The 14,066-nt window shown below is 68.8% G+C and carries 7 protein-coding genes; 2 read left to right on the forward strand and 5 right to left on the reverse strand.

The genetic code is table 11. The features are described 5' to 3' along the window. Positions 1 to 30: 30 nt before the first annotated feature. Together ACWPQI_RS17335 and ACWPQI_RS17340 are read right to left on the reverse strand one after the other, a co-directional pair. Positions 31 to 1,560 (reverse strand): DHA2 family efflux MFS transporter permease subunit, encoded by a 1,530-nt coding sequence (locus tag ACWPQI_RS17335; protein ID WP_010592002.1) that lies wholly within the window; start codon positions 1,558 to 1,560, stop codon positions 31 to 33. A gap of 304 nt (positions 1,561 to 1,864) precedes the next feature. Further along, complete coding sequence (locus ACWPQI_RS17340) at positions 1,865 to 3,559, reverse strand: FAD-dependent oxidoreductase (RefSeq protein WP_010592003.1); 1,695 nt, start codon at positions 3,557 to 3,559, stop codon at positions 1,865 to 1,867. Positions 3,560 to 3,713: 154 nt separating this feature from the next. Between ACWPQI_RS17340 and ACWPQI_RS17345 the strand changes: the two genes are divergently transcribed. Both ACWPQI_RS17345 and ACWPQI_RS17350 read left to right on the forward strand, forming a co-directional pair. Next, positions 3,714 to 4,568, forward strand: coding sequence for an acyl-[acyl-carrier-protein] thioesterase (locus tag ACWPQI_RS17345; protein ID WP_140188748.1), 855 nt, complete (start codon positions 3,714 to 3,716; stop codon positions 4,566 to 4,568). Positions 4,569 to 4,591: 23 nt separating this feature from the next. After that, positions 4,592 to 5,083, forward strand: coding sequence for a SixA phosphatase family protein (locus tag ACWPQI_RS17350; RefSeq protein WP_010592005.1), 492 nt, complete (start codon positions 4,592 to 4,594; stop codon positions 5,081 to 5,083). Positions 5,084 to 5,189: 106 nt separating this feature from the next. Here ACWPQI_RS17350 and ACWPQI_RS17355 read toward each other — a convergent pair whose 3' ends face one another. From ACWPQI_RS17355 to rpoB, 3 genes are all read right to left on the reverse strand, one after another. Beyond that, positions 5,190 to 6,179: an iron-siderophore ABC transporter substrate-binding protein gene (locus tag ACWPQI_RS17355; RefSeq protein WP_119699923.1), complete on the reverse strand. Its 990-nt coding sequence runs from the start codon at positions 6,177 to 6,179 to the stop codon at positions 5,190 to 5,192. Positions 6,180 to 6,376: 197 nt separating this feature from the next. After that, complete coding sequence (locus ACWPQI_RS17360; RefSeq protein WP_010592007.1) at positions 6,377 to 10,348, reverse strand: DNA-directed RNA polymerase subunit beta'; 3,972 nt, start codon at positions 10,346 to 10,348, stop codon at positions 6,377 to 6,379. Positions 10,349 to 10,459: 111 nt separating this feature from the next. Further along, a complete protein-coding gene (rpoB, locus tag ACWPQI_RS17365) occupies positions 10,460 to 13,966 on the reverse strand; it encodes a DNA-directed RNA polymerase subunit beta (RefSeq protein ID WP_010592008.1) in 3,507 nt (1,168 codons plus the stop codon). Positions 13,967 to 14,066: the final 100 nt, after the last annotated feature.

A 14,066-nucleotide genomic window follows, 5' to 3' on the forward strand; every position in this document is an offset into this window, starting at 1 on the left:
CCTACGTCACGGCCCCTCCGGGCGGGTGGTTCAGTGGACGACGACCGGCTGCAGTCCCTCCCCCGCCGGATGCTTGACGCGGGTGCGCGGCAGGAACAGCGCGGGGATCACCGCGAGCGCCATGAGAACGGTCGCGACGAGGAACGTGGTCGCGAACGCGTCGGCGAGCGAGGTGAGGATCGATTCCTGTACCGGTGCGGGCATCTGGTCGAGCGCCGCCTGGTCCATCTGTCCCCCGCCCTCGGGTGCCCCCGCCGGGGTCGCGAGGCGGCTGCTCAGGATCACCGACATGGTCGCGGTGCCCACGGAGCCGGCGGCCTGCTGGACGATGTTCATCAGTGTCGACCCGCGGGCCACGCTCTGATGGGTCAGCGTCTGCAGCGCGGCCGTCATCGTCGGCATCATCGTGGCGCCCATGCCCATGCCCATGACGAACAGCGCGCCGAGGAGCAGGACGTAGGAGGTGTCCGTGCCCACCTGCGTGAAGACCGCCATGCCGAGCGTGACGAGGGTCAGGCCGACGAGCACGATCTTCCCGGGGCCTATCCGGTCGACGAGCCGACCGGCGACCGGCATGGTGAGCATGGCGCCGAGGCCCTGCGGTGCGAGCAGGATGCCCGCCGCCAGGGTCGACTCGCCCCGCACCTGGAGGAAGTAGCTGGGGAACAGCAGCCCCGCACCGAAGAACGCGATCGCGAACACCGACATGGTGAGCACCGCGAACGTCAGCTGGCGGTTGCGGAACAGGTACAGGTCGATGAGCGGGTTCCGGGCGCGCATGGCGTGGAACACGAACGCGGCGATCAGCGCGACGCCGATCACGCCGGGGACGAGGACCCGCGTCGCGGCGACGGTGCCGACCTCCGGGATGGAGGAGACACCGAACAGGAACAGCGCCAGCCCCGGCGACAGGAGCGCCATGCCCACGAAGTCGAAGGACTCGGACCTGCTCGGGCGGTCCTTGGGCAGGATCACCACGGCGGCGACGAGCGCCAGGACACCGATGGGCAGGTTGATCAGGAAGATCCAGTGCCAGCTGGCGGTGTCGATCAGCCACCCGCCGAGAATCGGGCCGCCGATCGGGCCCAGCAGCATCGGGATACCGAGCACCGCCATCACGCGGCCGACCCGGTGCGGGCCCGCCGCGTGGGTCATGATCGTCATGCCGAGCGGCATGAGCATGCCGCCACCGAGGCCCTGCACGACCCGGAATGCGATGAGCGAAGAAATGTCCCACGCCATGCTGCACAGCACGGAACCGGCGACGAACAGGACGAGTGCGGCGAGGTAGAGGCGCTTGGTGCCGAACCGGTCCGCGGCCCAGCCTGTGAGCGGAATCACGCTGGCGAGCGCCAGCGTGTAGGCGGTCATGGTCCACGCGACGGTCGCGTAGCCGGCGTCGAACTCCTCCATGAACGTCGGCACGGCGACGGAGACGACGGTCACGTCGAGAATCGACATGATGGCGCCGAGCACCACCACCGAGGCGATCTTCAGAACTGCCGCGTCGAGCTTGTCGCTCACCGGCGCGGCGGCCGGGCCCGCATGGGGGGCTGTCATGGGTCGGTCCTCTCGAGGCGCGAGGGCAGGCGGACCTGCCGGAACGGAGTCGAGGGCCGGGCACCACGTCGTGCCGGACGGCGACGACCGTCTCGGCGCGAGCCGCGTGTCACCGCCGGCGCGAGCCGCGTGTCACCGCCGGTGTGGACCGCGTGTCACCCTCGACGTGCCCGGCGACCAGCGCGCGCCCCGACAGCGCGGCGGATCGACATCCCGGCCTGCGCTCCCCCGGCGGACGTCGCCGCGGGCGGTGCCGGGCACCGTCGGAAGATTCTAGTGCCGGTGCAGACGAAGCCCCAACCGGTTATCGGCGGACCAGACGCAGCAGGCTGCGTCCCGACCGCGGGCGGCCGGCCGCCGTCTTCGTCAGGCGCGCACGATCGGTCAGCTTGACCCGTGGCCGGCCGGCCGCACGACCGGCCGCGCGCTCGGCCTCGTCGATCTCGTGCCAGCCGCTCAGTCCCACCCGGCTCGGGCGCCGCTGCCCGAGCAGGCGATCGAGTTCCCGCCGGCCGTACGCCGGCCGCGCGAGCCGACCGGCGTCGAAGTCGGCGAGCAGAGCCGCGACCGTTTCCTTGGCGCATGCCTTGTTGGTGCCGATCACGCCGCTCGGCCCGCGCTTGATCCACCCGGCGACGTACACGCCAGGTCCGGCCCCGGTGACCCGCCCGTCCTCGTTGGGAACGATCGCGCGCCGCTCGTCGAACGGCACCCCCGGGAGCGGAACCCCGCGGTAGCCGATCGAGCGCAGCACCAGCTGCGCGTCGAGATGCAGGGTCTGCTCGGTGGGGCGGGCGACGAGCGCACCGTCGTCGCCGGGGATCAGTTCGTTGCGCACCGCCCGCAGGCCCGTGACCCGGTCGGTGCCCTCGATCGCGGTGGGTGACACGAGGTAACGGAACACGATGCGCTTGTTCCCCGGCCGGGGTTCGCGGCGCGCGTACTCGCGGGCGAGCCGCATCCGCATCGCGACGGCGGGATCCGCCGCGGCGAGCTCCGCGCTGGCGGGGTCGAGGTCGAGCTCGGACTCGTCGACGACGACGTCGACCCCGTTCAGATCACCGAGGGCGAGGAACTCCGGATTGCTGTAGGCCGCCTGCGCCGGCCCTCGGCGGCCCAGCAGGACGACCTCGCGGATGTTGCTCCGGCGCAGCGCCTCGAGCGCGTGGTCGGCGATGTCGGTCCGGGCCAGCTCGTCGACGTCCATGGTGAGAATGCGGGCGACGTCGAGTGCGACGTTGCCGTTGCCGACGAGGACGGCGCGTTCACCGGAGAGATCGAAGACCCGGTCGGCGTAGTCGGGGTGGCCGTTGTACCAGGCGACGAACTCGGTGGCGGCATGGCTGCCGGGCAGGTCCTCGCCGGGAATGCCGAGACTGCGGTCGGCGGACGCGCCGGTGGCGTAGACGACGGCGTGGTGATGGGCGAGCAGCTCGTCGTGGTCGATGTCGCGGCCCACCTCGACGTCGAGGTGCAGGGCGAACGCCTCGCGACGGAACGACCACTCGAACGACTCGGTGACAGCCTTCGTCCCGGGATGGTCGGGCGCGACGCCGCTGCGGACCAGGCCCCAGGGGGTCGGCAGCCGGTCGAACATCTCCACCTCGACATTCGAGCGCTCGAGTAGTTCCTGCGCGGCGTAGCACGCCGCCGGCCCGGCCCCGACAACCGCGACGCGCAGAGTCTCCTGCCCCCGGGGCGGGGCGGGCGTCGGGGTGAGCGGGTTCCAGTTCTCGGGCATCGGATGCGCCGTGTAGTACTCCGCGTTGATGTCCTTGAACCGGGTCTGAGCCTCGGTGAGCCGGTCCTCGGGGAAGATCGCCTCGACCGGGCAGGCGTCCGCGCACGCGCCGCAGTCGATGCAGGTCTGCGGATCGATGTGCAGCATCTCGGTCTGTGCGAACTCCCGCTCCTCCGGAGTGGGATGGATGCAGTTCACCGGGCACACGGCGACGCAGCTCGCATCGTTGCAGCACGTCTGGGTGATCACGTAGGCCATGTCGCGTCCTCGAAGAGCCGGGACCGGATTTCATGTGACATCCGGTAACAGTTATATCGACTGTAGCCTCGGGGTCCGCCGCTCGCAAGATTCGCTGCGGGCCTGCCCCGCAACTGTCAGAATCGGCGGGGCCCGACGAAGACCAGGGGGACGCATGGGTTCGGATACCGCCGCGGGAGCGGCAACCGCAGACACCGCCGCGGGAGCGGCACCTACGGATACCGCCGCGGCAGCGGCACCGGGAAAGCACGTACCCGAGGACGCCTGGGCGCAGCCCCTCGCCACCGCTCCCCCGCCCGACGACGCGTTCCGGTCCACGCGCACGGTGCGCACCGGCGACGTCGACAGCCGGGAACGGCTCCGGCTCGACGGCGTGGCCCGTTACCTGCAGGACATCGGCACCGACAACCTCGACGCCGTCGACGCCACCGACACCGATCCGCTGTGGATCGTGCGCCGCACCGTCGTCGACGTGCACCGGCCGGCCCGCTTCCGGGAACAGCTCGAACTGCGCCGATGGTGTGACGCCCTGTCCACGCGATGGGCCAACGTCCGTGTGCGGTTCGAGGGCACCGGCGGCGCCGCGATGGACACGTCGGCGTTCTGGATCAACATCGGGCCCACCAACGGCATGCCGGCTCGGATCAGCGACCGGCTCTGGGAACACATGGCTCGTCACGCCGCGGACACCCGTCTGCGGTGGCGGGCATGGTTGCCGCCCACGCCGTCCGCAGACGCCGACGCCGGCACGCACTTCCCGCTGCGGGCCACCGACATCGACCCGTTCGACCACGTCAACAACGCCGCCTACTGGCACGGCATCGAGGAGCACCTCGCCGGACGGCCGGAGTTGCAGACGGCCCCGTATCGTGCGGCGATCGAGCATCTTCGACCGGTTGTCGCCGGCGACACGCTCGTCCTGCGCGCCCGGCACGACGCCGACTCGCTGACCCTGTGGTTCACGGTCGACGACGAGGTGCGGGCGGTGGCACGCGTCGGCCGCCGGTGAACGTCACCGCCTAGGGTGAACCCATGACCCGCACCCTGATCCTGTTGCGGCACGGGAAGTCCGCGTACCCGGACGACGTCGCCGATCACGAGCGCCCGCTCGCCCCCCGCGGGCGGCGCGAGGCCGGTCTCGCCGGGCGCTGGCTGCGGGCCCACCAGCCCCCCGTCGACGCGGTGCTGTGTTCGACCGCGACGCGGGCCCGCAAGACGCTCGCAGAGGCCGCCGTCGAGGCGTCCACCGACTTCCTCGACGACCTCTACGAGACCACACCGGAGCGGGTGGTCGCCGCGATCCGCCGGGTCCCGGACGACGTGTCCACGCTGCTCGTCGTGGGACACGAGCCCGTCCTGTCGGCGACGACGCTGTTGCTCTCGGCCGACCACGACTCCGACGCCGCCCGTCAGATCGTCGAGAAGTTCCCGACTTCCGCCGTGGCGGTGCTCGAGGTGCGCGGGACGTGGCACGACCTCGGTGCCGGTGAGGCCGCCCTGGTCGACTTCCACATCCCGCGCTGACCGGGAACGGCCGCTACTGCACGGCGGCGAGCCGCCCCTACTGCACCGCGGCGAGCCGCCCCTACTGCACCGCGGCGAGCCGCCCCTACTGCACCGCGGCGAGCCCCTACTTCACCGCGGCGGCGAGCGCCTCCAGGTAGGCATCTATCCCCCAGGTCAGGGACAGGACCGTGGGGGGCGACACCGCGGCGATCAGCTCGGTGCCGTTCACCGTCGCCACCCTGCCTTCGGTGACCTGCTGCATGGTCTGCGCCCACGGCTGGGCGAGGGTGCGTTCCTGCGCTGCGGCGTCGTCGGCGTAGGAGAGGAGGATGTCGCTGGTGAGCTTGCCGACCTCCTCGAAGCTCATCGTGAAGTAGAAGCTGGACTCGTCCGTGCTCAGTTCGGTGACGCTCGGGGCGCTGACGAGACCGAGGTCGGTGAGGAACTCCACCCGCGAATCGGCGGGCTTGTAGACGTAGAACGTGTCGCCCGTGTCCCATACCGCGGCGACGGTGCGGCCCTGCAACTGCGGGTACGCGGCGGCCTTGTCGGCGATGATCGCCTCGGTGTCGGCGATCAGGCGCTCGGCGTCGGCGGACCGGCCCAGCGCCTGCCCGACCGTGGAGACGACGTCGCGCCACGGGGTGGCCCACGGCTCACCGGGGTACGCGACGGTGGGAGCGATCCGGCTGAGGGTGTCGTACTGATCCTGGGTGAGCCCGGAGTAGTTGGCGAGGATGACGTCCGGGCGGGCCGCCGCGATCTGCTCGACCGGCACGTCCGTGCCGTCGTTCTGCAGGATCGTCGGTGTCTCGGCACCGAGTTCGGTGAGCTCGTCTCCGATCCACGGCAGGACACCCTGCTCGTCACCGCCGTACGACTGTGCCGGCATGGCGACGGGGACGACCCCGAGCGCGAGCGCGGCGTCGGTGCTCCCGAAGCCCCACGTGACCACCCGTTCGGGTTCGGTCTCGATCGTGGTGCTGCCGAGGGCGTGCTCGATCGTCACGGGGAACGCGCCCGCGCCCGAGCCGGATGCCTCGGAGGGGTCGTCGCCGCCCGACGAGCACGCGGTCAGGACGAATGCGAGGGCGAGACCGGCTGCGGCAAGCAATCTCGGGATTCGGGTCGACGGCACTGGCGTTCCCTTCGATTAATTAGGAGTGCCTACCCAAACTAGCGGATCGACTGGGTCGCCGCGCGGGTACCCCCGGAACCCAGAAGGCCCCGCCCCCGAAGAGAAGAGGGCGGGACCTTCGTGGCTACGGCAGGTGCCTGACCGCGGCCGGCGAACCGGCTGCGGCGACGGCTCTACCGGTAGTCGCTGGAGTAACCGTAGTCGTCGAGCGGAACCGCAGCGCCGGTGTTCTGGCCGAAGCCCTCCGGCGAGTAGTACTGATCCTCGTACGACGGGATCGCGTAGGCGGCCGCGCGGGCCTCCTCGGTCGGCTGCACCTGGATGTTCCGGTACCGGTTGATGCCGGTGCCGGCCGGGATCAGCTTGCCGATGATCACGTTCTCCTTCAGACCGATCAGCTTGTCCGAGCGGCAGTTGATCGCCGCGTCGGTCAGCACGCGAGTGGTCTCCTGGAACGACGCCGCCGACAGCCACGAATCGGTGGCCAGCGACGCCTTCGTGATGCCCATGAGCACGGGACGGCCGGCAGCCGGCTCCCCGCCCTCGGCAACGACGCGCCGGTTCGAGGCCTCGAACTCGCTGCGCTCGACCAGCGATCCGGGGAGGAACTCCGTCGACCCCGAGTCGATGATCGTCACGCGGCGCAGCATCTGGCGCACGATGACCTCGATGTGCTTGTCGTGGATCGACACACCCTGGCTGCGGTACACCTCCTGGACCTCGTTGACGAGGTGGACCTGCACCTGGCGCGGTCCCATGACCCGCAGCACCTCGTGCGGATCGGCCGCACCCTCGAGCAGCTGCTGACCGACCTCCACGTGGTCGCCGTCCGCGAGGACACCTTCGGTGCCGTCCGCCTTACGGATGACGTGCAGACGCTGACGCTTCGACAGCTTGTCGTACACGACCTCCTCGCCACCGTCGTCCGGGACGATGGTGATCTTGTAGAAGCGGTCGTCGTCCTCGAGTCGCACGCGGCCGGAGACGTCGGCGATGGGCGCCTTGCCCTTCGGAACGCGGGCCTCGAACAGCTCCTGCACTCGGGGCAGACCGCCGGTGATGTCCTCACCGACGCCACCCTGGTGGAACGTACGCATCGTCAGCTGCGTGCCGGGCTCACCGATGGACTGGGCGGCGACGATACCGACGGCCTCGCCGATGTCGACGAGTTTGCCGGTCGCCATCGAGCGGCCGTAGCAGGTGGCGCACACGCCGGTACCGGTGTCGCAGGTCAGCACGGAGCGGACCTTGACCTTCCGGATGCCGGCGGCCAGCAGGGCCTCGATCGCCGGGTCGCCGAGGTCGCTGCCCCGGGTGACGACGACGTTGCCGTCCGCGTCGACCGCATCGGTGGCCAGCGTACGGGCGTACGTGCTGGTCTCGATGTGGGCGTCGCGCACCAGACGACCGGTCTCGGCGCCCGTCCCGTCCCGCTCGGGCTCGGCGATGATCATCTCGATGCCGCGCGGCGTGCCGCAGTCGGTCTCGCGGACGATGACGTCCTGCGACACGTCCACCAGACGACGGGTCAGGTAACCCGAGTCGGCGGTACGCAGCGCGGTGTCGGCCAGACCCTTACGCGCACCGTGGGTGTTGATGAAGTACTCGAGCACGGTCAGGCCCTCGCGGAACGAGGACTTGATCGGACGCGGGATGAACTCGCCCTTCGGGTTCGTCACCAGACCCTTCATGCCCGCGAGCGAGCGGATCTGGGTCATGTTGCCCGCGGCGCCGGACTTCACGATCGTCGGGATCGGGTTGTCGTCCGGGTAGTGCGCCTCCATGGCCTGACCGACCTCTTCGGTCGCCTCCTGCCACAGCTTGACGAGCGAGTCGCGCCGCTCCTCCTTCGAGAGGGCACCACGAGCGAACTTGCGCTCGAGCTGATCCGCCGACGCCTCGTAGCGTTCGAGGATCTCCTTCTTCTCCGGCGGCACCAGCACGTCGGCCATCGACACGGTCACACCCGAACGGGTGGCCCAGTAGAAGCCGGCGTCCTTGAGCTTGTCGACGGTCTGCGCGACGACGATCATCGGGTAGCGCTCGGCGAGATCGTTGATGATCGCGGCCTGGCGCTTCTTCGGCATGACGTCGTTGACGAAGCCGTAGTTCACCGGCAGCAGCTCGTTGAACAGCACGCGACCGAGCGTGGTCTGCACGGTCCAGCCGTCGCCGTAGTTCCAGCCGTCGGGGAACAGCTCCGTCTCGAGGTCCTTCGGCGGCCGCTGCCGCTCCAGGCGCACCTTGATGGGGGCCTGCACCGACAGCACACCGCGGTCCACGGCCATGATCGCCTCGGCGGGAGACGAGTACACGCCCTGCTCCGGCTCACCGTCGGTGGCCGGCCGGTACGCGCCGGGCGCGTCCTCGACCAGGCGGGTCAGGTGGAACAGACCCGTCACCATGTCCAGACGCGGCATGGCGAGCGGACGACCCGATGCCGGCGACAGGATGTTGTTCGACGACAGCATCAGCACGCGGGCCTCGGCCTGCGCCTCCGCGGACAGCGGCAGGTGCACGGCCATCTGGTCGCCGTCGAAGTCGGCGTTGAACGCCTCACACACCAGCGGGTGCAGCTGGATGGCCTTGCCCTCGACGAGCTGCGGCTCGAACGCCTGGATGCCGAGACGGTGCAGCGTGGGAGCACGGTTGAGCAGCACGGGGTGCTCGTTGATGACCTCTTCGAGCACGTCCCACACCTGCGGACGCTGCCGCTCGACCATCCGCTTGGCGGACTTGATGTTCTGCGCGTGGTTCAGATCGACCAGACGCTTCATCACGAACGGCTTGAACAGCTCGAGGGCCATCAGCTTCGGCAGACCGCACTGGTGCAGCTTGAGCTGCGGGCCGACGACGATGACCGAACGGCCCGAGTAGTCGACACGCTTGCCGAGCAGGTTCTGACGGAACCGGCCCTGCTTGCCCTTGAGCAGGTCGGACAGCGACTTGAGCGGACGGTTGCCCGGGCCGGTGACCGGCCGGCCGCGACGGCCGTTGTCGAACAGCGCGTCCACCGACTCCTGCAGCATCCGCTTCTCGTTGTTGACGATGATCTCGGGGGCACCGAGGTCGATCAGTCGCTTGAGGCGGTTGTTGCGGTTGATGACGCGGCGGTACAGGTCGTTGAGATCGGAGGTCGCGAAGCGGCCACCGTCGAGCTGCACCATCGGGCGCAGCTCCGGCGGGATCACCGGCACCGCGTCGAGGACCATGCCCATGGGCGAGTTGCCGGACTGCTGGAAGGCCGCGACGACCTTCAGGCGCTTGAGGGCGCGCAGCTTCTTCTGGCCCTTGCCGCTGCGGATGGTCTCGCGCAGCGACTCGGCCTCGGCGTCGATGTCGAAGTTCTCGATGAGCTTCTGGATCGACTCGGCGCCCATCGCACCCGTGAAGTACTCGCCGTAGCGGTCCTGCAGCTCCCGGTAGAGCAGCTCGTCGACGATCAGGTCCTTCGGCTTGAGCTTGGTGAAGGTGTTCCAGATCTCCTCGAGCCGGTCCAGCTCGCGCTGGGCACGGTCACGCAGCTGACGCATCTCGCGCTCGCCGCCGTCCTTGACCTTGCGGCGGACGTCGGACTTGGCACCCTCGGCCTCGAGCTCGGCCAGGTCGGCTTCCAGCTTCTGCGCGCGTGCCTCGAGGTCGGCGTCGCGCTGGTCGGCGACGGACTTCTTCTCGACCTCCATCTCGGCTTCGAGGGTCGAGAGCTCGTTGTGGCGCAGTTCGTCGTCCACGGCCGTGATGACGTACGCGGCGAAGTAGATGATCTTCTCGAGATCCTTCGGCGCCAGGTCGAGCAGGTAACCGAGGCGGCTCGGCACACCCTTGAAGTACCAGATGTGCGTGACCGGCGCGGCGAGCTCGATGTGGCCCATGCGCTCGCGGCGCACCTTGGCGCGAGTCACCTCGACGCCGCAGCGCTCACAGATGATGCCCTTGAAGCGGACACGCTTGTACTTGCCGCAGTAGCACTCCCAGTCCCGGGTGGGGCCGAAGATCTTCTCGCAGAAGAGGCCGTCCTTCTCGGGCTTGAGCGTGCGGTAGTTGATGGTCTCCGGCTTCTTGACCTCACCGTACGACCAGTTGCGGATGTCTTCCGCAGTGGCCAAGCCGATGCGGAGTTCATCGAAGAAGTTGACGTCGAGCACGTAACTTCCTTTCCCCTTCACGGGTTTTGTTGCTGCTAGTTGTCGCTGTTGCTGCCGGGGCCCGACGAGATGCAGTCCGCCGTGCGGGAGTGCATCCCATCGGGTCGGCTCCTAGTTCGCGAGGTCGTCGACCGTGGCCGACTCGTTGCGGGAAAGGTTGATGCCCAGGTTGGCCGCCGCCCGCTCGAGGTCCTCGTCGTCGCCGTCGGCCATCGCGATGGCCGCGCCGTCGCTGGAGAGCACCTCCACGTTCAGGCACAGCGACTGGAGTTCCTTGAGGAGCACCTTGAAGGACTCGGGGATACCCGGCTCCGGGATGTTCTCGCCCTTGACGATGGCCTCGTAGACCTTCACGCGGCCCACCACGTCGTCCGACTTGATGGTGAGCAGCTCCTGCAGCGTGTACGCGGCACCGTAGGCCTGCATGGCCCAGCACTCCATCTCACCGAACCGCTGGCCACCGAACTGCGCCTTACCACCGAGCGGCTGCTGGGTGATCATCGAGTACGGGCCGGTCGAACGGGCGTGGATCTTGTCGTCGACCAGGTGGTGCAGCTTGATGATGTACATGTAGCCGACCGACACCGGGTACGGGAACGGCTCGCCGGAACGGCCGTCGAACAGCGTCGCCTTGCCGTCCGCGCCGACCATGACCTCGCCGTCGCGGTTCGGCAGCGTCGAGCCGAGCAGACCCGTCAGCTCGTCCTCGCGGGCACCGTCGAACACCGGGGTGGCGATGTTGGTGTCCGGATCGGCGGCGAGCATGTCGTCGGACAGGTTCTTCGCCCACTCGGGACGCTCACCGTCGCCGGCGACCTGGACGTTCCAGCCGGCCTTGCCGATCCAGCCGAGATGCGTCTCGAGGATCTGGCCGATGTTCATACGACGCGGGACACCGTGCGTGTTGAGGATGATGTCCACCGGGGTGCCGTCGGGCAGGAACGGCATGTCCTCCTGCGGGAGGATCTTGCCGATGACGCCCTTGTTGCCGTGCCGGCCGGCGAGCTTGTCGCCGTCCTGGATCTTGCGCTTCTGCGCGACGTACACGCGGACGAGCTCGTTGACACCCGGGGGCAGATCGTCGTCGTCCTCGCGCGAGAACACGCGGACGCCGATGACCTTGCCGGTCTCGCCGTGGGGCACCTTCAGCGACGTGTCACGCACCTCGCGGGCCTTCTCACCGAAGATCGCGCGCAGCAGCCGCTCCTCCGGGGTCAGCTCGGTCTCGCCCTTCGGGGTGACCTTGCCGACGAGGATGTCGCCGTCGCGCACCTCGGCGCCGATGCGCACGATGCCGCGCTCGTCCAGGTCCGCGAGGACCTCGTCCGAGACGTTCGGGATGTCGCGGGTGATCTCCTCGGCACCGAGCTTGGTGTCGCGGGCGTCGATCTCGTGCTCCTCGATGTGGATCGAGGTGAGCACGTCCTCCTCGACGAGGCGCTGCGACAGGATGATCGCGTCCTCGTAGTTGTGGCCTTCCCACGGCATGATCGCCACGAGGAGGTTCTTGCCGAGCGCCATCTCACCGTTCTCGGTGCAGGGGCCGTCGGCGAGGACCTGACCGGACTCGACGCGCTGCCCCTCGTCCACGATCGGCCGCTGGTTCGAGCAGGTGCCCTGGTTCGAACGGTCGAACTTGCGCAGACGGTAGGTGCGGCGGGTGCCGTCGTCCGCCATCACGGTGATGAAGTCGGCCGAGACCTCCTCGATCACGCCGGACTTCTCGGTGACGACGACGTCGCCCGCATCGACGGCGGCACGCAGCTCCATGCCGGTACCGACGACCGGGGCCTCGTTGCGCACCAGCGGCACGGCCTGACGCTGCATGTTCGCACCCATGAGGGCACGGTTGGCGTCGTCGTGCTCGAGGAACGGAATCATGGCCGTGGCCACGGACACCATCTGCCGCGGCGAGACGTCCATGTAGTCGACCTCGGTCGCCGCGACGAATTCGACCTCGCCGCCCTTCTTGCGGACGAGGACGCGCTCCTCGCTGAAGCGGCCGTCGGCGTCGACCGGCGAGTTGGCCTGCGCCACGACGTGGCGGTCCTCCTCGTCGGCGGTGAGGTAGTCGACCTGGTCGGTGACGATGCCGTTCTCGACCTTGCGGTACGGGGTCTCGATGAAACCGAACGGGTTGACCCGCGCGTACACCGACAGGGAGCCGATCAGGCCGATGTTCGGGCCTTCCGGGGTCTCGATCGGGCACATGCGGCCGTAGTGCGAGTGGTGGACGTCGCGGACCTCGAGGCCGGCGCGCTCACGGGACAGACCACCCGGGCCCAGCGCCGAGAGGCGGCGCTTGTGGGTCAGGCCCGACAGCGGGTTGTTCTGGTCCATGAACTGCGACAGCTGGGAGGTTCCGAAGAACTCCTTGATCGCGGCCACGACGGGACGGATGTTGATCAGCGTCTGCGGCGTGATGGCCTCGACGTCCTGAGTGGTCATCCGCTCACGGACGACGCGCTCCATGCGGGACAGGCCGACGCGGATCTGGTTCTGGATGAGCTCGCCGACGGTGCGCAGGCGACGGTTGCCGAAGTGGTCGATGTCGTCGACCTCGACGGGAACCTCGACGCCGCCCGGCGCCGTCATGGTGGTCTCCCCCGCGTGCAGGCGCACCAGGTACTCGATGGTGGCGACGATGTCTTCCTCGGTGAGGGTCGACGCCTCGATCGGCTGGCCGGCGTTCAGGCCCAGCTTCTTGTTGATCTTGTAACGTCCCACGCGCGCCAGGTCGTAGCGCTTGTCCTTGAAGAAGAGGTTCTCCAGCAGGGTCTGCGCGCTCTCCTTGGTGGGCGGCTCGCCCGGGCGCAGCTTGCGGTAGATGTCGAGCAGGGCCTCGTCGGTGCCGGCCGTGTTGTCCTTCTCGAGAGTGGACATCATGATCTCGGAGAAGCCGAAGCGCTCGACGATCTGCTCGTTGGTCCAGCCGAGCGCCTTGAGCAGCACGGTGACCGGCTGGCGGCGCTTGCGGTCGATCCGCACGCCGACGGTGTCGCGCTTGTCGACGTCGAACTCGAGCCACGCGCCGCGGCCCGGGATCACCTTGACGCTGTGCAGGTCCTTCTCGGTGCTCTTGTCGACCGCGCGGTCGAAGTACACGCCCGGGGAACGCACCAGCTGCGAGACGACGACGCGCTCGGTGCCGTTGATGATGAAGGTGCCCTTGTCGGTCATCATCGGGAAGTCACCCATGAAGACCGTCTGGCTCTTGATCTCGCCGGTGTTGTTGTTGATGAACTCGGCAGTGACGAACAGCGGCGCCGCGTACGTCATGTCCTTGTCCTTGCACTCCTCGACGGAGGCCTTGACCTCGTCGAAGCGCGGGTCGGAGAAGGACAGGGACATCGACCCGGAGAAGTCCTCGATCGGAGAGAGCTCCGCCAGGATCTCCTCGAGGCCGCCGACGACGGGACCGTCACCGCGTTCGGCAGCGAGCGCGCGCCAGCGCTCGGAGCCGATCAGCCATTCGAAGGAATCTGTCTGTAGATCGAGGAGCCCGGGGACTTCGAGAGGTTCGCGAATCTTTGCGAACGAGACCCTCTTCGGGGCTCCGGGGATTCCGGCAACTGCCTTGGTCTGGCTAGAGACTGCCAAGATGCGTCCTTCCAGCACCTCACGCGGGCCGCTCCAACCGGTGCGACCGCCGCTGTACCTGCTTCTTCATGTGGGGCGTTATCGCTGGTTGCGACCCGAACGACAACCCCACCGCGAA

This window comes from Rhodococcus sp. LMD (assembly GCF_056108245.1).

What these genes read in the sequence shown, in the direction of transcription:
- ACWPQI_RS17335 (WP_010592002.1), bottom strand. Translation starts at nt 1,560, where the DNA reads ATGACAGCCCCCCATGCGGGCCCGGCCGCCGCGCCGGTGAGCGACAAG.
- ACWPQI_RS17340 (WP_010592003.1), bottom strand. Translation starts at nt 3,559, where the DNA reads ATGGCCTACGTGATCACCCAGACGTGCTGCAACGATGCGAGCTGCGTC.
- ACWPQI_RS17345 (WP_140188748.1), top strand. Translation starts at nt 3,714, where the DNA reads ATGGGTTCGGATACCGCCGCGGGAGCGGCAACCGCAGACACCGCCGCG.
- ACWPQI_RS17350 (WP_010592005.1), top strand. Translation starts at nt 4,592, where the DNA reads ATGACCCGCACCCTGATCCTGTTGCGGCACGGGAAGTCCGCGTACCCG.